General features: G+C 69.1%; 15 protein-coding genes and 1 other RNA gene. 12 read left to right on the plus strand and 4 right to left on the minus strand.

The features are described 5' to 3' along the window. The first annotated feature begins 97 nt into the window (after positions 1–97). The 3 genes from C4B68_RS24700 to C4B68_RS24710 all read left to right on the plus strand — a co-directional run bounded on the left by C4B68_RS24700 (position 98) and on the right by C4B68_RS24710 (position 3,643). Positions 98–1,345: a serine/threonine-protein kinase gene (locus tag C4B68_RS24700; protein WP_099504412.1), complete on the plus strand. Its 1,248-nt coding sequence runs from the start codon at positions 98–100 to the stop codon at positions 1,343–1,345. 205 nt (positions 1,346–1,550) lie between these two features. Further along, positions 1,551–2,657 (plus strand): peptide chain release factor 2, encoded by a 1,107-nt coding sequence (prfB, locus tag C4B68_RS24705; protein WP_099504413.1) that lies wholly within the window; start codon positions 1,551–1,553, stop codon positions 2,655–2,657. Between the two features lie 317 nt (positions 2,658–2,974). Then, a complete protein-coding gene (locus C4B68_RS24710; protein ID WP_099504415.1) occupies positions 2,975–3,643 on the plus strand; it encodes a hypothetical protein in 669 nt (222 codons plus the stop codon). Positions 3,644–3,761: 118 nt separating this feature from the next. Here C4B68_RS24710 and C4B68_RS24715 read toward each other — a convergent pair whose 3' ends face one another. Then, entirely contained in the window at positions 3,762–3,953 is a 192-nt protein-coding gene (locus tag C4B68_RS24715) for a hypothetical protein (RefSeq protein ID WP_099504417.1), read from the minus strand. 274 nt (positions 3,954–4,227) lie between these two features. Between C4B68_RS24715 and ftsE the strand changes: the two genes are divergently transcribed. From ftsE to ssrA, 5 genes are all read left to right on the plus strand, one after another. After that, entirely contained in the window at positions 4,228–4,917 is a 690-nt protein-coding gene (gene ftsE / locus C4B68_RS24720; protein WP_081217588.1) for a cell division ATP-binding protein FtsE, read from the plus strand. A gap of 29 nt (positions 4,918–4,946) precedes the next feature. Beyond that, positions 4,947–5,867 (plus strand): permease-like cell division protein FtsX, encoded by a 921-nt coding sequence (gene ftsX, locus C4B68_RS24725; RefSeq protein WP_099504419.1) that lies wholly within the window; start codon positions 4,947–4,949, stop codon positions 5,865–5,867. Positions 5,868–5,934: 67 nt separating this feature from the next. After that, positions 5,935–7,110, plus strand: coding sequence for a S41 family peptidase (locus C4B68_RS24730; protein WP_180289329.1), 1,176 nt, complete (start codon positions 5,935–5,937; stop codon positions 7,108–7,110). Positions 7,111–7,202: 92 nt separating this feature from the next. Next, the gene (gene smpB, locus C4B68_RS24735; protein WP_099504423.1) at positions 7,203–7,748 is read left to right on the plus strand and encodes an SsrA-binding protein SmpB; all 546 of its coding nucleotides are present in this window, start codon (positions 7,203–7,205) and stop codon (positions 7,746–7,748) included. A gap of 205 nt (positions 7,749–7,953) precedes the next feature. Further along, positions 7,954–8,323: a transfer-messenger RNA gene (ssrA, locus tag C4B68_RS24740) on the plus strand. Positions 8,324–8,369: 46 nt separating this feature from the next. Here ssrA and C4B68_RS24745 read toward each other — a convergent pair. Further along, positions 8,370–9,731: an MFS transporter gene (locus C4B68_RS24745; protein WP_099504425.1), complete on the minus strand. Its 1,362-nt coding sequence runs from the start codon at positions 9,729–9,731 to the stop codon at positions 8,370–8,372. An 83-nt stretch (positions 9,732–9,814) separates the two neighbouring features. Here C4B68_RS24745 and C4B68_RS24750 point away from each other — a divergent pair, with 83 nt between their 5' ends. The 4 genes from C4B68_RS24750 (at position 9,815) to C4B68_RS24765 (ending at position 15,576) form a co-directional block, all read left to right on the plus strand. After that, positions 9,815–10,810 carry a LysR family transcriptional regulator gene (locus tag C4B68_RS24750; RefSeq protein ID WP_099504427.1) on the plus strand — a complete coding sequence of 332 codons (996 nt, stop codon included), beginning with the start codon at positions 9,815–9,817 and terminating at the stop codon, positions 10,808–10,810. 430 nt (positions 10,811–11,240) lie between these two features. Beyond that, entirely contained in the window at positions 11,241–12,050 is an 810-nt protein-coding gene (locus tag C4B68_RS24755) for a hypothetical protein (RefSeq protein ID WP_099504429.1), read from the plus strand. Next, positions 12,050–14,266, plus strand: coding sequence for a bifunctional polysaccharide deacetylase/glycosyltransferase family 2 protein (locus C4B68_RS24760; RefSeq protein ID WP_099504431.1), 2,217 nt, complete (start codon positions 12,050–12,052; stop codon positions 14,264–14,266). Before C4B68_RS24755 ends, C4B68_RS24760 begins: the two co-directional genes overlap by 1 nt. Then, on the plus strand, positions 14,263–15,576 hold the full coding sequence (locus C4B68_RS24765) for an acyltransferase family protein (RefSeq protein ID WP_099504433.1): 1,314 nt from the start codon (positions 14,263–14,265) through the stop codon (positions 15,574–15,576). Before C4B68_RS24760 ends, C4B68_RS24765 begins: the two co-directional genes overlap by 4 nt. Before the next feature lie 279 nt (positions 15,577–15,855). On the opposite strand, the gene C4B68_RS24770 is transcribed toward C4B68_RS24765, so the two are convergent. Together C4B68_RS24770 and C4B68_RS24775 are read right to left on the minus strand one after the other, a co-directional pair. Continuing rightward, a complete protein-coding gene (locus C4B68_RS24770; RefSeq protein WP_143674388.1) occupies positions 15,856–16,497 on the minus strand; it encodes a hypothetical protein in 642 nt (213 codons plus the stop codon). Positions 16,498–16,524: 27 nt separating this feature from the next. Then, positions 16,525–18,999, minus strand: coding sequence for an RHS repeat-associated core domain-containing protein (locus C4B68_RS24775; RefSeq protein ID WP_099504437.1), 2,475 nt, complete (start codon positions 18,997–18,999; stop codon positions 16,525–16,527). Positions 19,000–19,583 lie beyond the last annotated feature (584 nt).

Raw genomic sequence — 19,583 nt, forward strand, 5'->3', positions numbered from 1 at the left:
TGTCGGCTGAGGGTCCGGGGAGCCCGCGGCGGCAGCCGCTGATGCGTACGGCCCCGGATGGCGCAGCAGCGACGACCCGCGTCTCGTAGGAGCAGTCTTGGCACGCAAGATCGGCAGCCGGTACACCGCGAACCAGATCCTGGGGCGGGGCAGCGCCGGCACGGTGTGGCTGGGTGAGGGGCCCGAGGGCCCCGTCGCCATCAAGATGCTGCGCGAGGACCTCGCCTCCGACCAGGAGCTCGTCGGGCGCTTCGTGCAGGAGCGCACGGCGCTGCTGGGCCTCGACCACCCGCATGTGGTCGGGGTCCGCGATCTCGTCGTCGACGGCAACGACCTCGCGCTCGTCATGGACCTCGTCCGCGGTACAGACCTGCGGACCCGCCTCGACCGGGAGCGGCGGCTCGCTCCCGAGGCCGCGGTCGCGATCGTCGCCGACGTCGCGGACGGACTCGCGGCCGCGCACGCCGCCGGGGTCGTCCACCGCGACGTGAAGCCCGAGAACGTCCTGCTCGACATGCAGGGCCCGCTCGGACCCGGCGGATCCCACCCGGCCCTCCTGACGGACTTCGGTGTGGCCAAACTCATCGACTCGCCGCGGCGGACCCGGGCCACGAAGATCATCGGTACGCCCGACTACCTCGCGCCCGAGATCATCGAGGGGCTGCCGCCGCGGGCCGCCGTCGACATCTACGCGCTGGCGACGGTGCTGTACGAGCTCCTGGCCGGCTTCACCCCCTTCGGCGGCGGGCACCCGGGGGCGGTGCTGCGCCGCCACGTCACGGAGACCGTCGTACCGCTGCCCGGCATCCCGGACGAACTGTGGCAGCTGATCGTGCAGTGCCTGGCGAAGGCGCCGGCGTCGCGGTTGCGGGCGTCGGAGCTGGGGGCCCGGCTGCGGGAGCAGCTGCCGTTGCTGGCGGGGATGCCGCCGTTGGACGTGGACTCGCCGGACGCGGAGTCGGCGGACGGGGACGAGGAGCGCGAGGAGGCGGCCGAGCCGTCCGCGCCCGCCGCGTCCGGGGTGCGGCGGGGGGCTGTGCCGTTGGTGCCGGGGGCTGCGCCCGACTCCAACCGGGATACGCACACGTCCATGCGGGTGCCGGCGCCGGACGAGCTGGCGGGGGGTGCGCGGGGTACCGCGCGTGCGCCGCGCGCCGCGGGTGCGCGTCGGCCGGGGTCGGCGCGCCATCGAGCCTCCGCGCGTCGGCGGCGTATCACGCTGAGTGCGGCTGCCGTCGCCCTTGCCGCCGTGGTGGGCGTCGGCGCCTGGCTCGCCACCTCCGGCGACGACGCCGGCGCGACGCCTTCGGACGACACGAAGAACTCGGCCCCGGCGTCCCCGTGACCGCCCCGGTGGGGGCGGGCGCTTCCACCAGCTGTTTTCGCCCCCTCCGCCCCTGCCCGTCCCCTACCTGGGGGCTGCCGCCCCCAGACCCCCGTATCGCGCTGCGCGCTCGTCCTCAAACGCCGGACGGGCTGTACGGGCCCGGTGCACCGGCCCCGTAGGGCGAGGGGCTGGCCTCGCTTGTCGTAGCCGTTACGCTGGAGGCGTGGCAGTCGTCGATGTATCCGAAGAGCTCAAGTCCCTCTCCTCGACCATGGAGTCGATCGAGGCCGTCCTGGACCTCGACAAGCTGAGGGCAGACATCGCCGTGCTCGAGGAGCAGGCGGCCGCGCCGTCCCTGTGGGACGACCCGGACGTGGCGCAGAAGATCACCAGCAAGCTGAGCCACCTCCAGGCGGAGGTCAGGAAGGCCGAGGCGCTCCGCGGGCGCATCGACGATCTGGGCGTGCTCTTCGAGATCGCCGAGGAGGAGGACGACCCGGACACCCGAGCCGAGGCCGAGAGCGAGCTCGCCTCGGTCAGGAAGGCGCTGGACGAGATGGAAGTCCGAACCCTGCTCTCCGGGGAGTACGACTCCCGCGAGGCCGTCGTCACCATCCGCGCCGAGGCCGGAGGCGTCGACGCCTCGGACTTCGCCGAGAAGCTGCAGCGCATGTACCTGCGCTGGGCGGAGCGGCTCGGCTACAAGACCGAGCTCTACGAGACCTCGTACGCGGAAGAGGCGGGCATCAAGTCCACCACCTTCGCCGTCCACTCTCCGTACGCCTACGGGACGCTCTCCGTGGAGCAGGGCACCCACCGCCTCGTGCGCATCTCGCCCTTCGACAACCAGGGGCGCCGCCAGACGTCCTTCGCCGGTGTCGAGATCCTGCCCGTCGTCGAGCAGACCGATCACATCGAGATCGATGAGACCGAGCTGCGCGTCGACGTGTACCGGTCGTCCGGGCCCGGCGGCCAGGGCGTCAACACCACCGACTCCGCGGTGCGGCTGACCCACATTCCCACCGGCATCGTCGTGTCCTGCCAGAACGAGCGGTCGCAGATCCAGAACAAGGCGACGGCGATGAACGTTCTGCAGGCCAAGCTCCTGGAGCGGCGCCGGCAGGAGGAGCAGGCCAAGATGGACGCACTCAAGGGCGACGGCGGCAACTCCTGGGGCAACCAGATGCGTTCGTACGTCCTGCACCCGTACCAGATGGTCAAGGACCTGCGGACCGAGCACGAAGTCGGTAACCCCGAGGCCGTGTTCAACGGTGAGATCGACGGTTTCCTCGAGGCCGGAATTCGCTGGCGCAAGCAGCAGGAGAAGTAGGCGGGCGCATTGACGCGCCCATTGACGCCTCTTTGTCGACAAGGCAACTGCCGCCCACCGGGCGGCAGTTGCCTTTTGTATGAGGCTTGTCTGGGTTTTACATCACAGTCACACGTCCTCACGGCAGGCAAATGATGTTGATCTGGACATCGCGTACGCAACGGCCTTGACGATGCTTTGAAAACTGGGAAGGCTGTCGCGTGGCATGCGTATCTCTGGGGCGCATGTGAACCGGGGGGCTTGAGAGAAGCCACCTGTGACGCCGTGGCCCCGGGCGCTGCTCCATCGACGATTCAGCTACTGGGGGTAGCAGGCAGATGACCAAGAAGACGCGGATCCGCGTGGCGCGGATAGCCGCCGGCACGGTGATTGCCGCAGGCGCTTCGCTGACCGCCGCGGGTGCCGCTTCGGCACTCGACCTCGGCGTGAGCGTGGCGGGTGTGAACGTGGGCGTCAGCGCCGGTGAATCCGGTGTCGGCGTGGGTGTCGGTATCGGCGGCCCGAGCGAGGAGCCGACGGCCATCCCGACCGAGCCCACCGAGGAGCCGACGGAGCCCACCGAGGAGCCGACGATCCCCACGGAGGAGCCCACCGAGCCCACCGAGGAGCCGACCGAGCCGACGGAGGAGCCCACCAGCGGCCCGTCCGAGCCCGGCAACGGGAACGGCAACGGCGGTGGCAACGGGAACGGTGGCGGCAACGGAAACGGTGGCGGGAACGGCAACGGTGGCGGTGGCGGCAACAACACCGACCCCGACGGCGGTGCCTCCACCCAGGAGGAGGGCTCCTCGGCCCTCACCGACACCGGCTCGGACACCACCCCGTCCGACACCTCGGCCCAGGGCAAGAACGATGGCGAGCTGGCCGAGACGGGTGCCGGTCAGACCGCGTTCCTGCTGGTCGGCGCCGCCACGATGATCGCCGGCGGTATCGGCTTCCGCATGCTGCCGCGTCTCGCGGGCGGCCGCGGCGGTGCCGCCGCCTGACGGTCACGCACGTGACAAGGGCCCGGAGCAGCTTGCTCCGGGCCCTTCCCGTGTCCGGGGCGATCGGCGCCCTGACGACGCCGCCCCGCTGGTTCCACACCGTCTGGTGTGGGGGATATCACACCGCCTGGCGTGCCACCAGCGCCAGTGCCGCGATCAGCACGACCAGCAGTGCGATCAATGTCATGGGGTTCAGGCCCGCGAAGGGGCTCTCCTGCTGGAGTCGCTCACGGTTCGCGCGGCAGACGGGGCAGCGGCCCTCGTTCACAGGCGCCGCGCAGTTCGCGCACACCAATCGGTCGTACGTCATGCGCTCGCCCTCCTTGCGCCGTCTCCCCCTACACAACGCCATAACGCTGTCGGGAACGCAACCGTTCCCCTTCCACTGTGCCAGGTTCCGCGGATTTCGGCGCGGCTCGCCTTATCCTGCCCCGGCGCTCCCCTGGTTAGGCCGGTTACCGACGCTGCCCTCACCCTCGGTACAAACACGCACAACCTCACGCAACCCTGACCGGCGCCTGCGCTCCTGGACCCGGTTCGCGTATGGTCACGCACACCTACCCCCGGCGACCCGTGGTGCATCCGTGATCCGATTCGACAATGTCTCCAAGGTCTACCCCAAGCAGACCCGCCCCGCTCTCAGGGATGTCTCCCTGGAGGTCGAGCGTGGTGAGTTCGTGTTCCTCGTGGGGTCCTCCGGCTCCGGAAAGTCCACCTTCCTGCGGCTGATCCTCCGCGAGGAGCGGTGCAGTCACGGTCAGGTGCACGTCCTGGGCAAGGACCTCGCGCGCATCTCCAACTGGAAGGTGCCGCAGATGCGGCGCCAGCTGGGGACCGTGTTCCAGGACTTCCGGCTCCTGCCCAACAAGACGGTCGCCGAGAACGTGGCCTTCGCACAGGAGGTCATCGGCAAGTCCCGCGGCGAGATCCGCAAGTCCGTGCCCCAGGTGCTCGACCTCGTCGGGCTCGGCGGCAAGGAGGACCGGATGCCCGGCGAGCTGTCCGGTGGTGAGCAGCAGCGCGTCGCCATCGCGAGAGCCTTCGTGAACCGGCCCAAGCTCCTCATCGCCGATGAGCCGACCGGAAACCTCGACCCCCAGACCTCCGTCGGCATCATGAAACTGCTCGACCGCATCAACCGGACGGGCACGACCGTGGTGATGGCGACTCACGACCAGAACATCGTGGACCAGATGCGCAAGCGCGTCATCGAGCTGGAGCAGGGCCGTCTCGTCCGCGACCAGGCGCGCGGCGTCTACGGCTACCAGCACTGACGATCCACGGAAAGGCTTAACCAGACGCCATGCGCGCCCAGTTCGTTCTGTCCGAGATCGGTGTCGGTCTCCGCCGCAATCTGACGATGACCTTCGCCGTCATCGTCTCCGTCGCCCTGTCCCTTGCCCTGTTCGGCGGGTCACTCCTCATGAGTGACCAGGTCAACACGATGAAGGGCTACTGGTACGACAAGGTCAACGTCTCGATCTTCCTCTGCAACAAGAGCGACGCGGAGTCCGACCCCAACTGCGCCAAGGGCGCGGTGACCGCCGACCAGAAGGAGCAGATCCTCACCGACCTGGACAAGATGTCCACGGTCGTGCAAAAGGTCACGCACGAGTCGGCGGACCAGGCGTACAAGCACTACAAGGAGCAGTTCGGCGACTCCCCGCTGGCCAGCTCCCTCACACCGGACCAGATGCAGGAGTCGTACCGCATCAAGCTGAAGGACCCGGAGAAGTACCAGGTCATCGCGACCGCCTTCGACGGGCGTGACGGCGTGCAGTCCGTGCAGGACCAGAAAGGCATCCTGGACAACCTCTTCGAGCTGCTCAACGGCATGAACTGGGCGGCCCGCGCGGTGATGGCGATGATGCTGATCGTCGCGCTGATGCTGATCGTCAACACGGTGCGCGTCTCGGCGTTCAGCCGCCGGCGAGAAACGGGGATCATGCGCCTGGTCGGCGCCTCCGGCTTCTACATCCAGGCGCCGTTCATCATGGAGGCCGCGGTCGCCGGGCTCATCGGCGGCGGTGTGGCGTGCGGCTTCCTGGTGGTTGCCCGCTACTTCATCATCGACCACGGTCTGGCCCTGTCCGAGAAGCTGAATCTGATCAACTTCATTGGCTGGGAAGCCGTTTTGACCAAACTGCCGCTCATCCTCGCGACGAGTCTGCTGATGCCGGCACTGGCCGCGTTCTTCGCTTTGCGCAAGTACCTGAAGGTGTGACACATGCCAAGAGGGCCGTACTGCCAACCGTCGGTACGGCCCTCCGCCTTGTCCTAGACTCACCGGCATGTCAGGTCGTGCCCTGTTCTGTGAGCCCCGCCGCATCCGCCGTGGGGCCGCCCTGACATTGGTGTTCGCGAGCGTCCTCGCCGCCGGTGCGGCGACGGGATCCTTCTCCGAGCCCGGCCGGAAATCCCCTTCTCCCACGTCCCGTTCGACGACCGCAGCCCACCACAAGGACGTCACCGAGGCCGCCGCCGAGGCGATGGCCGACGGCAAGTCGCCCATGGAGGCCGCCGAGCGGGCCGTCAGCCGCAGCGGGGACCGCTGGGGCGCGGTCTACTCCCAGGGCGAGTACGAGGAGTTCGAGGAGGCCCTCGACGGCCAGTACACCGGCGTCGGGCTGTGGGCCCGGCGCGAGCGCGACGGACGTATCGAAGTGACCCGTGTGCAGAGCGGCTCGCCCGCGGCCGCCGCCGGGATCCGCAAGGGCGACCGGCTGCGCAGCGTCGACGGGCAGAAGGTCGACGGCCGGCCCGTCACCGAGGTCGTCTCGTTGCTGCGCGGCGACGCGGACGACGCTGGCGACGCGGCCGCCGGTACGGAGGTCTCCCTCGGCCTGGAGCGCGGCACGCGCGCGTGGAGCGAGACACTGCGCCGGGCCAGGCTCTCCACGGACTCTGTGACCGTCCACAAGCTTCCCGGCGGCGTCACCGTGATCAGGGTCGGCGCCTTCACCAAGGGCTCGGGCGATCTCGTACGGACCGCCGTCGCGCAGACGCCCCAGCGGGCCGGAATCGTCCTCGACCTGCGCGGCAACTCCGGAGGCCTGGTCACCGAGGCCGTCACCGCCGCCTCCGCCTTCCTCGACGGCGGCCTCGTCGCCACGTACGACGTGAACGGAGAACAGCGCGCCCTGCACGCCGACGCCGGCGGCGACACGGCCAGACCCTTGGTCGCGCTCGTCGACGGCGGCACGATGAGCGCGGCCGAACTCCTCACCGGGGCCCTCCAGGACCGCGGCCGCGCTGTCGTCGTGGGCTCCAGAACCTTCGGCAAGGGCTCGGTCCAGATGCCGAGCCGGCTGCCCGACGGCTCCGTCGCCGAGCTGACCGTCGGGCACTACCGCACCCCCTCCGGGCGCGGCGTCGACGGCCGGGGCCTCACCCCCGACCTGGAGGCGGACAAGGAGTCCCTGGAGCGGGCGGAGACGGTGCTGAGCGGGCTCGGGAACGCGTCGTAGCCAGGCTCGGGGACGCGGCGTAGCCGGCCGTTCACGTACTTCTGAATCACCTTTCCGTCTGACCCCTCTGTAGTGCGAAAATGGCCAGCACTATGAGCAAGGGAATGTACGTACCGAAGGAATCGCAGCCCAAGCAGGGCGGGGCGGCCTCCGCCAAGGCCAAGGACGGCAAGCGCAAGATCGTCGCCCAGAACAAGAAGGCGCGGCACGACTACGCGATCATCGACACCTACGAGGCCGGGCTCGTGCTGACCGGCACCGAGGTGAAGTCGCTGCGCCAGGGTCGGGCCTCGCTGACCGACGGCTTCGTCCAGATCGAGGGGAACGAGGCGTGGCTGCACAACGCCCACATCCCCGAGTACAGCCAGGGCACCTGGACCAACCACTCCGTGCGCCGCAAGCGCAAGCTGCTCCTGCACCGCGAGGAGATCGACAAGCTGGAGTCGAAGTCCCAGGAGACGGGCCACACGATCGTGCCCCTCGCCCTGTACTTCAAGGACGGCCGCGCGAAGGCCGAGATCGCGCTCGCCCGCGGTAAGAAGGAGTACGACAAGCGGCAGACGCTGCGCGAGAAGCAGGACCGGCGGGAGTCGGACCGCGCGATCGCGGCGGCGAAGCGGAAGCAGCGGGGCGCGTAGGCATCCGGCCGCCGGGCCTCCAGGGCTTCCGTTCTCCATGCCTTGCGGCCTCCGGGGCTTCCGGCCTCCGGGACTCCCGGCCTCCAGGGCTTCCGGCCTCCGAGGCTCCCGGCCTCCCGGAATAAGCTAGCACCGTCCTGCGTTGGTCACGTAGGATGGCATCTGCACCTCAGAGCGGGTGCGAAGCAGTTTGAAAAATCAACATGGGGATGATCGGTTTCGACAGCGGCTGTTGAAGCAGGGGAAGCGTGTCGAGGAAGCGGCAATGATCTCGTAAACCATATGTCGCAAAAAATAATCGCCAACTCCAAGCGCGATTCCTTCGCCCTCGCTGCCTAAGTAGCGACTTGCGAAGTGTCAGCCCGGGGCTGTTCCCGACCCGGATCCTGGCATCAGCTAGGGAACTAAACTCCTAGACCCGGTCGCGGGGTGCAGGAGGAAATCAAACAGTGACTGGGCCCGTCGGCGACTTGTTCGCGTGATCGCCGGGGCCGAGAAAATCGCAGCGAACTGCACACGGAGAAGCCCTGATTTTGCACCGTTGGACGCGGGTTCGATTCCCGCCATCTCCACTCATCCCATGTGGGCCATGGCCCCGCTGCCTGAGCAGCGGGGCCATGGTCATGTGCGGGGGCAGCGCGGGCCGCTGTTTCCCGCCGACGGGCGCCGGCGGGTCGACGCTGTCGACGCCGTCGACAGCGCGAGGGCGAGCGCGAGCGTCGACGCCGCGACCGGAAACCCGTACCCCGCCGCCGTCGACACGTGCTCCACCACCCAGCCGCCGACCGCCGAGCCGCAGGCGATCCCGCCGAGCAGGCCGGTCACCGCGAGGGTCATGCCCTCGTTCAACCGGTCCTCGGGTGTGTGGCGTTGGACCAGTGACATGCCGGTGACCATGGTCGGAGCGGTGGCCATTCCGGCGACGAGCAGTGCGCCCGCGAGGGCCAGGAGGGAGCCTGTCAGGCCGGCCGCGAGGAGGGGGAGGGTCAGCAGGGCGGTCATGGCGGCGATGCACAGGGGGTAGCGCCGTTCGGCGGGCCCGGCCGACGCGCGGGCGCCGTACAGCAGACCGGCCGCGCACGACCCCGCCGCCTGGAGGGCGAGGACGACACCCGCCGCGGACTTGTGGCCCTGTTCGTCCGCGAACGCGATCGTGACGACCTCCATCGCGCCGAAGACCGCGCCCGTGGCGAGGAAGGTGGCGAGCAGCGCGGGCATGCCCGGGGCCCGGAGAGGGGATCCGGACGTCGTACGTCGCTGGGGTGGCGGCTCCGTCGAACGCTGGGCGGCGAAGATCAGCACGCCGGTCATCATCAGGGCGCCGCCGACCAGCGTGCCCGCCTCCGGGAAGAACGTTCCGCACAGCAAGGCCGCGAAGACCGGCCCCAGCATGAAGCACAGTTCGTCCGCGGCCTGCTCGAAGGAGTTCGCGGTGTGCAGCGCCGCCGGGTCACCGTCGAGGAGGTACGCCCAGCGGGCCCGTGACATACCGCCCGTGTTGGGCGTCGTGGCCGTTGCGGCGTACGCGGCGAAGAGGGTCCAGTCGGGCGCCCCGAAGCGCACGCACAGCACCAGCGCGATACCGCCCAGCAGGGCGAACGCCGTGGCGGGCACGGCCGTACGGGCCTGACCGTGCCGGTCGACGAGACGCGCCGTCCAGGGGGCGACCACCGCCGTCGCCGCCAGGCCGGTCGCCATGACGGCACCGGCGAGGGCGTACGAGCCCCGCGAGCCCGCGATCATGATGATCGCGCTCACGCTGAACATGCCCATGGGGAGGCGGGCTATGAGATTCCCGACGGTGAAGGCGCGGGCGCCGGGGGTGGCGAAGAGGCGGCGGTAGGGGCCCGGGGTGCGAGGCGGGGTCCGGGGCTGGGACTGGGATTTGGGCTGGGGCTGGTTCCGGAGGGCGAAGTCGACGGCGGGCGGGGTGCCGTTGGTGACGGTGAGGAAGGGGGCCTTCCTGGCGGGCGGTTGCGGCATGGGGCCACCGTCGCCCGTACGCGATCACGGAGTCCAACACCTTCCGCGTACCGATTCACGCACCCTCGTTGTAAGTTCGCCGGATGCCCGCCCAGCAGCCGCTCTCCGCCCACCTCGACCCCCGCCTCCTGCGCGCCTTCCTCGCCGTGGCCGAGGAACTGCACTTCACGCGCGCCGCCGCCCGGTTGTACGTCGCTCAGCAGGCCCTGAGCCGTGACATCCGGCGGCTGGAACGTGCGTTGGGGGCGGAGCTGTTCGTGCGGACGACCCGGCAGGTGGCGCTGACGACGGACGGTGAGCGCCTGTTGCCGTACGCGCGGCGGGTGTTGGAGGCGCAGGACGCTCTGCTGGCCGTGTTCGCGCGGACTCGGGAGGCGCAGCCACGGGCGCTGCTCGTCGACGTCAACTCCCCGGGGCTCATGTCCAGCCGCGTACTCGAACGGGCCCGCGAACTCGCCCCCGACTGCGAGCTGATGGCCCGCTTCGAGAGCGGGCTCACCGGTGCGGCGGTGGAGTTGCTCGCCGGCCGGCTGGACGCGTCGTTCGGCCGGTTCGCGGGGCTCGACCCGGTGGTGCGGGCCCGGCTGGAGCAGCAGCCCGTGCGGTACGAGCCGATGGCCGTCGTCCTGCCCCAGGACCATCACCTGGCCGCCCTGGACGCGGTGCCGCTGGACGCGCTCGCGGGGGAGAGGGTGTACGCGGGTGCGGGAAACCCGGGGACGTTGGAGTGGACCGACCTGGCGCGTCGCCTTTTCGAGGGACGCGGCATCGAACTCGCGCCACCCGCTCCGGTGGCCATCGGCGCCGAGGAGTTCCGGCGGATCATGGCCAAGAACCGGAACCCCGTCCTCGCCGTGGTGGACTTTCCGGCCATGCCTGAATCGGTCCTGCGACCCCTTGTGGACCCCGTTCCCCTGTCACCCGTGTCACTGGTGTGGCGGAAGGGGCTGGTGCACCCCGGGATCGATGCTCTTCGGCGAGCGGCCGTCGAACTCGCGGTCGAGGAAGGGTGGTTGCGGCGCCCCGAGGGGGGATGGGTTCCGGCCATGGATGAAAAGATCATGATGCGTCACAGCTGAGACTCAAGCGCGCGGTTCCTCCACGTGCGCTACATTTTCCGTCCGGGCAGTACGTGATAAAGGGGGGCGCTCGGATCGGGTGGGGGCCCAGCTGGACGACACATGAGAGTGCCCGGAGTCGTCGCGCATCCGAGAGCCGTCCCGTGGGGGGATGTGCGTGTGCGTGGACATCTGGCGGAAAGACGCTCAACCGGCTCGACGAGAAGTCGATCAGCCGGGCGGGCGCGGAGCCGGTCCGTCATCTCGGCGAGAGACCGACGAGTCCGTCGCATGGCCGGAGGCGGCCGAGGCAACGGCGGCCGGGCCTCAGGCTTGGCGAGGCACCCGGAGTGCGCCGGAATCCCGGAGTACGCCGGAAGCCCTGCGTGCGCCGGAAGCCCTGCGTACCCCGGAGTCGGAGTCGGAGTTACTCTCGGCCCCCGTTCCGGGCGTGCCGGGCGGCAAGGAGAGCGGTGAGCCCTCCTGGGAGCACCCCGGCGACCCCGGACACACCCACGACCCGCACGAGGTGACGGTCCAACTCGACGGTGTCGGAAGGCAGTTGGACGACCGGCTGGTCCAGCAGGCCAAGGGCGGCCCCGGCGCCCAGGAAGACGACCGCCCGGTCTTCGTCGACGAGTCGGGCCGTCGCAGCCGCAGATTCCGTCGCCTCGGCATCGTCGTAGGCATCGCCTGCGCGGTCTACGCCGTCGTCATCGTCGCCACGCTCCTGTCGGGCAACTCCAACGCGCCCTGGCTCCCGGTGCCGGACCAGAAGGACGACCAGCCGGCCGGCAAGGTCGACACGTCACCGCTGCCCGCCGGGTCGGTACCTCCGCCCGGTACGGGCGGCGCGGCGCCGGGCGCGAGCGCGACGGCCAGTGACGGTACGACGCCGTCGCCGGGCGTGAACACGACGGCGCCCGGAGCCTCGGACAGCCCGGCCGACCCGGGTGCGTCCACCGGCCCCGAGCCCTCGACGTCCACCACGACCAAGCCGAACCCGGGCACCAGCACCACGAAGGACCCGGACCCCGAACCGTCCGTCCCGTCCTCCGACCCGCCGGACCCCAGCCCGTCCAGCAGCGGCGACCCCTCGCCCGCCCCTTCGGACAGCCCGGTCGGCGACGGCTCCGGCTCGGGAGCCATCGCGGACGGCGCCGCAGAGCCCGTAGAGGCCGCGGAGCCCGTAGAGCAGACGCCGCTGGAACCGCAGCCGCGCGCCACCTACTCCTCGTCGTATCCGGAGAACGTCCTCTGATGGCATCCCGCACCAGCCGTCACCATTCCGCACCGGGCGCGCGGCGCCCGGCCGCTCCCAGCACCCGGCGCCGACGCCTGACCCTGCGCTATCTGCTGCCCTCGCTCCTCCTCGCCGCCCTGATGGCGATGCTGATGCTGCACGGTTACGTCCACAGCGAGATCCTCGCCGACCACCGCGTCCAGCCGTCGGCCGCCACCGACAAGGTGCCGGAGCGGATCCTCGAGGGCGGCCCGGTCATCGACACCCGCGGCGGCCGCACGACCAGCCTGTCCGTGCCGGACCACCGGCTCGTCCTCACCTTCGACGACGGCCCGGACCCCATATGGACCCCGAAGGTCCTCGACGTCCTCAAGGAACACCACGCGCACGCCGTCTTCTTCGTCACCGGCACCATGGCCTCGCGCTACCCGGCGCTGGTGGAGCGCATGGTGGCGGAGGGCCACGAGGTGGGCCTGCACACCTTCAACCACCCCGACCTCTCGTACCAGTCCATGAAGCGCATCGACTGGGAGCTGTCCCAGAGCCAGCTGGCACTCGCGGGCGCGGCCGGCATCCGTACGTCGCTCTTCCGCCCGCCGTACTCGTCCTTCGCCGACGCCATGGACAACAAGTCCTGGCCCGTGACGCAGTACATCGGCGCGCGCGGCTACATCACCGTCGTCAACAACACCGACAGCGAGGACTGGCAGAAGCCCGGCGTCGACGAGATCATCCGCCGGGCCACGCCCAAGGGCGGCAAGGGCGCGATCGTCCTCATGCACGACTCGGGCGGCGACCGCCACCAGACGGTGCGGGCGCTGGACACGTTCCTGCCGCAACTCCAGCGGCAGGGCTACGACGTCCAGAACCTCACCGAGGCACTCGACGCCCCCAGCGCGCACACCCAGGTCACCGGCCTCGACCTGTGGAAGGGCAAGGCCTGGATCTGCCTGGTCCAAGCGTCCGAGAAGGTCACCGACGTTCTCGTCGTCGGTATCGCCGTCGTCGGCGTCCTCGTCATCAGCCGCTTCGGCCTGATGCTCCTGCTGTCCGCCGCACACGCCCGCCGGCTACGCAACCGGAACTTCCGCTGGGGCCCGGAGCTGGTCACCGAGCCGGTATCGGTCCTTGTCCCCGCGTACAACGAAGCGAAGTGCATAGAGAACACGGTTCGCTCGCTGATGACGAGCGAGCATCCGATCGAGGTCATCGTCATCGACGACGGTTCGAGCGACGGCACGGCCCGTATCGTCGAGGGCCTGCGCCTGCCGAACGTACGCGTCGTACGCCAGCTCAACGCGGGCAAGCCGGCGGCGCTCAACCGCGGCCTGGCCAACGCCCGTTACGACATCGTCGTGATGATGGACGGCGACACGGTCTTCGAACCGGCGACGGTCCGCGAACTCGTCCAGCCCTTCGCCGACCCCAGCGTCGGCGCGGTCGCCGGAAACGCGAAGGTCGGCAACCGCGACTCCCTCATCGGCGCCTGGCAGCACATCGAGTACGTGATGGGCTTCAACCTCGACCGCCGTATGTACGACATCCTGCGCTGCATGCCCACGATTCCGGGCGCGGTGGGAGCCTTCCGGCGCTCGGCCCTGGAACGGGTCGGCGGCATGAGCGACGACACGCTCGCCGAGGACACGGACATCACGATGGCCCTGCACCGCGACGGCTGGCGCGTGGTGTATGCGGAGAAGGCGCGCGCCTGGACCGAGGCCCCGGAGTCCGTCCAGCAACTCTGGTCCCAGCGCTACCGCTGGTCGTACGGCACGATGCAGGCGATCTGGAAGCACCGGCGGTCGGTCGTCGAACGGGGCCCGTCGGGCCGCTTCGGCAGGGTGGGCCTCCCGCTGGTGTCGTTGTTCATGGTCCTGGCCCCGCTCCTGGCCCCGTTGATCGACGTATTCCTCCTGTACGGAGTCGTCTTCGGCCCGACGCAGAAGACGATCGCGGCCTGGCTGGGCGTCCTCGCCATCCAGGCGGCGTGCGCGGCGTACGCCTTCCGCCTCGACCGCGAACGCATGACCCACCTGATCTCCCTCCCCCTCCAGCAAATCCTCTACCGGCAGTTGATGTACGTGGTCCTCCTCCAGTCCTGGATCACGGCCCTCACCGGAGGCCGCCTGCGCTGGCAGAAGCTGCGGCGCACGGGTGTCGTGGAGGCGCCGGGATCGATCCCGCGGCAGCGGACGACGTCAGGGAGCGGGAACGAGCGGAGGCCGGTGGGATGACGACGCATGAGTACGGGGCGACGCCTCCGCTGGGCACGCCGGGGCCAGCGGCGGGGCGCGAGGGTGGGCCGCGCGCCCCGCAGGCGCAACAGTCGCCCGCGCCGCAGCCGCAGCACTCGCCCGCGCCGCAGCCGCAACACTCGCCCGCGCCCCGTCGCCCGGGCGGCGGCCGCGACCGCTATCTGGACCTTCTCCGCTCGATAGCCCTGGTCCGAGTGGTCCTGTACCACCTCTTCGGCTGGGCCTGGCTGACGGTCCTCTTCCCCTCCATGGGCGTGATGTTCGCGCTGGCGGGCTCACTGATGGCCCGCTCGCTGAGCCGCCCGGCGTGGGGCGTGATCAGGGGCCGTATCCGTCGTCTGCTGCCCCCGCTGTGGGCGTTCAGCGCGGTGGCGCTGGCGCTGATGTTCGGGGGCGGCTGGAACCCGGTGAAGGACCTAGACCACGGCGGCACGTGGGCCGTGGTCGACCTGCTCAACTACTTCATCCCGATCGGCGCCCCACCGTTCCCCTGGCACATCGGCTCCACGTCGGGCCTGCTGGAGGACACGTGGGCGGTACAGGCGGCGGGCCCGCTCTGGTACCTGCGGGCGTACCTGTGGTTCGTCCTGGCGTCCCCGCTGCTGCTGTGGGCGTTCCGCCGAGTGCCCTGGGCCACGCTGCTGGCCCCCCTGGCCCTGACGGCCGTAGTCGGCACAGGCCTGGTGACGATCCCCGGCGAAACGGGCAACGCGGTATCGGACTTCGCGGTCTACGGCGGCTGCTGGGTCCTCGGCTTCGCCCACCACGAGGGCCTGTTGGCGAAGGTCCCCCGCTATGTCGCCGTCTCGTTCTCGACCCTGCTGATGGCCTTCGGCCTGTGGTGGGCGTCCGGCCACCTGGGCGCGGAGGGCTGGGACCTGAACGACATCCCCCTGGCCCAGGCGACCTGGTCGTTCGGCTTCGTGGTGATCCTGCTCCAGTACTCCCCGTCCTGGCAGGAACTGCCGGGCCGGCTGAGGCGCTGGGACAAGCTGATCACCCTGTCGAACAACCGCGCCGTCACGATCTACCTGTGGCACAACCTCCTCATCCTGGCCACGTTCCCGATCATCGACCAGGCGTACAGCCTCCCCTTCATGCAGGGCGACCGCGCGGCGGCGGCCCTCGACGCGACATCCACGCTGTGGAGTTTCGCGCTGGTGTGGCCACTGATCGGCCTCACGATCGTGGCGGCCGGCTGGATCGAGGACATCGCGGCGAAGAGGGGCCCGCGGCTTTGGCCGAACGGGGGGAAGAACGGCGGGACTTGGAGCCGGGTAACACCGTGAGCTGCGTCGGGTTGGACTTCAGGTCCGCTCTTTCCTTCAGCGTCCAGAATGGCGAGTCCTTCGGCGGGGCCGGTCGCACCGGCAAGCCCTTGAAGTCGATGCCCGCATCGGCCTGCGGGTCGCCGGTCGGGGGCCCGTCCAGGTCGTCGGGGTAGTAGTGCGCGCCGTAGGCCCAGAATTCCGGGAGTTCGTGGGTCATGAGATTTTGTCGAGAGAGCTTGAGGTGCAGGATACGTGCCGTGCCAGGATGATGGAACGAATCGCTCGGAGGGTCCCCGCTCATCGATCGAGCAGCTGCTCCAGCGCCTGATCGTAGGCCCGGAAACCTGCCTTGCCGCTTTCGGGAGCGTCCGACTCGGGTCGAAGGATGCCTGGTAGATAAGCGACTCGCCACAACCTGAAGACCTCAGGCGGCGCGGTTCGTCCCGACTCATCCGCCAAGTCGGCGGCAGTGCCTAGAATTTCGGCGACATCTGCCGCCCCTTGCCCGGCTTCCGTCCCTGCCGCGATGGCGGCAGTGATCAAGGCCTGAAGAAAGTGTGTCAGTTGCAGATCCGCGGCCATGCGGCACATCCGGCGCACCCTCAGCGGCTCTTCGAGTTCCGCCAAGTTCTGCGGAACGGCCTCGATCCCCCCAGACCACAGCAGCAGGAACGCGGCGGGTACCTCGTGGTCCCGAAATCGACCCAGCTCATCGACGATTGCCATCGCCGCGTTGCTGAATTTACAGACCTCACGGATTCCACCCAACAGACGTTCGACGTCGTGCTGCCGGCTGGCCAGGAACCTCCCCACCGACACATCAGCAATCTCCCACGTGCCGGTAGCGTTCACCGCACCGACTTCGATCACACCACCGAGCGGCCCGAACACCGAACGGGCGAGACTTGATTCGGGAATGGGGGTAATCTGTGCCGTCATCTTTTTCTGGTGCCTCACATCTTTGAACTAGAACTGACCCATCATGTGTTGGATGATTGCGTCGCGCTGGGGAAGCGCACGAGGGGAGCCGGCATTCAGGATATCCACCCCTTCCTGGGTGTTGACATAATATTCGGGCTCCCTTCCGGCCGGGCCACCATGTGTTCGATACACGGATTCAGCGAACGATCTGGGAACTTCAACTCGGACGACCGTTCCTTCGGGAGTGGCGTATCCGGTTGCAGCCCTGTTGAAGTCATCTGTCAGATACACGCCCATGTCCGGGGTGTAATCCCGCTGGAGGTCATCGGAATGACTCAAGGAGAATTGATTGCCGGTCCAGTTGCGCGAGCCATGGTAGAGGACCACCGTGTCGTCGCAGGACATGAGTCCGAAGGGGTCGAACTGCCGCAGCGGGTTGGTGACGTATCCGTAAGGGTCGGGAGCGGGCGCCAGGCCGAGTGGGTCGAGTGAGGTGTAACGCGCCGTTTCAGGGTCGTAGTAGCGCTGATAGTTGTAGTGGAGGCCGGTCTCCGGGTCGTGATACTGGCCGGGGAAGCGCAGAGGTGTGTAGGCCTGACTCTCTTTGGGCCAAGCGGTGAGTCCCCAGACCGTCCGCCGCGCGCGCCATGCCACGGAGCCCTGCTCGTCCACCAGTTCGGTGGGCGTACCGATCAGGTCGGTGACGATGGCGAAAAATCGGGAGTCGATCTCCTCCTGTGTGCCCGTGGCCGTGAGGCGTTCGGTCTGGGCGATGGGCCGATGCCCCTGGTGATCCCAGGTCAGGGTGACGGGATGCGGAAGCCCGGGCGCGATAGTGGTCTGCTCGGCGAGGGTCGGTCCGTCCCAGGTGAAGTCGGTCCGTTCCACGACCGTGCGGCCGTCGTCGCCAAGGCGCTGCTTGGAGATCCTGCGGCCGAGCGGATCGTACAGATAACGCCAGACCGTGCCCTCCGGTGTGATCACGGACGTCAGACGGTCCTCGGGATCCCACGAGTACCGCCATACGTCGGATTTCCGTGAGAGACGCGTTTTGCGGCGTACGACGACCCGTCCCGCCGAGTCGTACTCGTAGCGCGTCGAGCCGGCACGGTCCAGCCGGATCCCCGACAGCAGCCGGTCCCCTTCCGCCTCCTTGGCTATCCGGTGGCCGGGCCAGGCGGCAGACGTCACCTGACCGGCCTCGTCGTAGGAGTAGCTCTCAGTCTGGGAGTGCCCCTGGATCCGGGACACGCGCCCCACGGCATCGAGCTCGAGGCTCATCGCACCGTCGAGAGCATCCTCGACCCGGACGAGGTACTGATCCGTGCGGTAGCCGTACGAGCGTTGCTGGATCTGGTTCCCAGCCGCTGTCACGAGCTGTTCCAGCGGACGACCGGCGGCGTCCCAAGTCTGGGCGAGTGACAAGGAGTCGCCGATCAGACGGCCGATCTCCTGTCCTGCCGCATCACGGGTGAAGTCGACGGTGTGGCCCGAGGTGCGGAGAGACGTGGTGCGCCCGACGGTGTCGTACTCATAGTGCGCCCGGGCCCCTGACGGAGTGACGCGCTCCACGCGCCGCCCCAGCGCGTCATAGGCCGAGGCCAGTGTGCGCCCGTTGATCCGTTCGGCCGTGATCCGTCCGCCGAGGTCGCGGTCCCATTCCAGGTCGCAGCCGACGCTCGATGCGCGGATGAGTCGGCCCACCGGGTCGTACGCGTACGAGGTGACCTCACCGTCCGCCGTTTTGGTAAGCAGCCGTCCCATGGCGTCATAGGCGTAACGGACGCTCTGCCCCGCCGGGTTGACCCGCCGTACGAGCTGACCCGTCGCATCGCGTTCATAGGTGATCCGCTGGTTGTCGAAGTCGGTCTCGGTTGTGAGGCGGCCCGCGCCGTCGTACGTGTAAAGCCAGGTGAGACCAAGGGGGTTGGTCACCTGGGTAAGCCTGAGCGAGGCGTCGTACGCGAATTCATGGCGGCTGCCGTCGGGCCCGGTCTGGGACCTCAGTAGGTCGAAGTACGTGTACTCGAAGGTCGTGCGCGCGCCACCCGGGTCCGTGTGGGCAGTGCAGTTTCCCTCGCCGTCGTAGGCCCATGTCTCTTCGGAGCCGTCGGGACCGAGAACTCGGGCGATCCCGCCCTCGACCGTCCACCACAGTCGCGTCGTGTGCCCCAGAGGATCCGTGCTCGTGCTGAGTCGGCCGAACGGATCGTAGGCGCGGGTCGTGCGGTCGCCCAGCGCGCTGACGGTCTCGACACGCAGGCCGGCGGGGCTGCACCGCACCTGGGTGGTTGCCCCGCTGGCGTCGGTGACGGCGCTGAGGTTGCCCCGCTCGTCGTACGCGAAGTGGGTGAGCGCACCGTTCCGGTGGGACAGGCGGACGGGATTTCCCCGCTCGTCGTAGGTGTGCTCCCAGACGGCTCCGTCCGGCTGCGTGACACGGATCGGCAGAGCGTGCTCGTTGTAGTCCACCGTGAGCACGCCGCCGTCCGGCTGGCGGACTCTGGTCGGCCGCCCCAAGACGTTGTTGGTGTACGTCGTGGTATTGCCGAGGGCGTCGGTTCGGGACCGGACGTGGTGGTGTTCGTCGTACTCGGTGCGCGTGATGTGGCCGAGCGGGTCGATTTCAGCGATGACCTGGCTGTTGTCGTTGACGACAAACCGGGACCCTCGGCGGTGGTGTGGGTGGTGACGCGGCAGTCGGGCCAGACGGGGTCGCTTCCGTCGTAGGAGAAGGTGCCGCTGATATGGCCGGCATCGCCGCCCTGGCTGGTGCAGCGGTCATGGTCGTCGTAGGCGTAGACGTAGCGGCTGCGGTTGGTGTCGGTCCAGGAGGTGAATCGACCAGGCGTACAACCTCCCCTTCCTGCAGAGCGACGGCGCGACGACGGCCCTCGACGCGACGTCCGCGCTCTGGAATTTCGTGCTCGTGTGGCCATTGCTCGGCCTGACGATCGCGACGGTCGGCTGGATCGAGGACATCGCGGCGAGACGGGGCCCGCGGCTTTGGCCGAACGGGTCGAGGACGGCCCGGGGACGGGATGGGAGGCACCGGGGGCACGGGTGACCGCGCTCAATGGGTAGACCGCCCTCAATGGGTGGGA

This window comes from Streptomyces dengpaensis, from assembly GCF_002946835.1.
Classification (GTDB): domain Bacteria; phylum Actinomycetota; class Actinomycetes; order Streptomycetales; family Streptomycetaceae; genus Streptomyces; species Streptomyces dengpaensis.

Excerpts from the sequence above, each read along its gene's own strand:
- C4B68_RS24760 (WP_099504431.1), top strand. The coding sequence starts at position 12,050 with ATGGCATCCCGCACCAGCCGTCACCATTCCGCACCGGGCGCGCGGCGC.
- C4B68_RS24770 (WP_143674388.1), bottom strand. The coding sequence starts at position 16,497 with ATGACGGCACAGATTACCCCCATTCCCGAATCAAGTCTCGCCCGTTCG.
- C4B68_RS24765 (WP_099504433.1), top strand. The coding sequence starts at position 14,263 with ATGACGACGCATGAGTACGGGGCGACGCCTCCGCTGGGCACGCCGGGG.
- C4B68_RS24750 (WP_099504427.1), top strand. The coding sequence starts at position 9,815 with ATGCCCGCCCAGCAGCCGCTCTCCGCCCACCTCGACCCCCGCCTCCTG.
- C4B68_RS24715 (WP_099504417.1), bottom strand. The coding sequence starts at position 3,953 with ATGACGTACGACCGATTGGTGTGCGCGAACTGCGCGGCGCCTGTGAAC.
- C4B68_RS24710 (WP_099504415.1), top strand. The coding sequence starts at position 2,975 with ATGACCAAGAAGACGCGGATCCGCGTGGCGCGGATAGCCGCCGGCACG.
- smpB (WP_099504423.1), top strand. The coding sequence starts at position 7,203 with ATGAGCAAGGGAATGTACGTACCGAAGGAATCGCAGCCCAAGCAGGGC.
- C4B68_RS24730 (WP_180289329.1), top strand. The coding sequence starts at position 5,935 with ATGTCAGGTCGTGCCCTGTTCTGTGAGCCCCGCCGCATCCGCCGTGGG.
- ftsX (WP_099504419.1), top strand. The coding sequence starts at position 4,947 with ATGCGCGCCCAGTTCGTTCTGTCCGAGATCGGTGTCGGTCTCCGCCGC.
- C4B68_RS24745 (WP_099504425.1), bottom strand. The coding sequence starts at position 9,731 with ATGCCGCAACCGCCCGCCAGGAAGGCCCCCTTCCTCACCGTCACCAAC.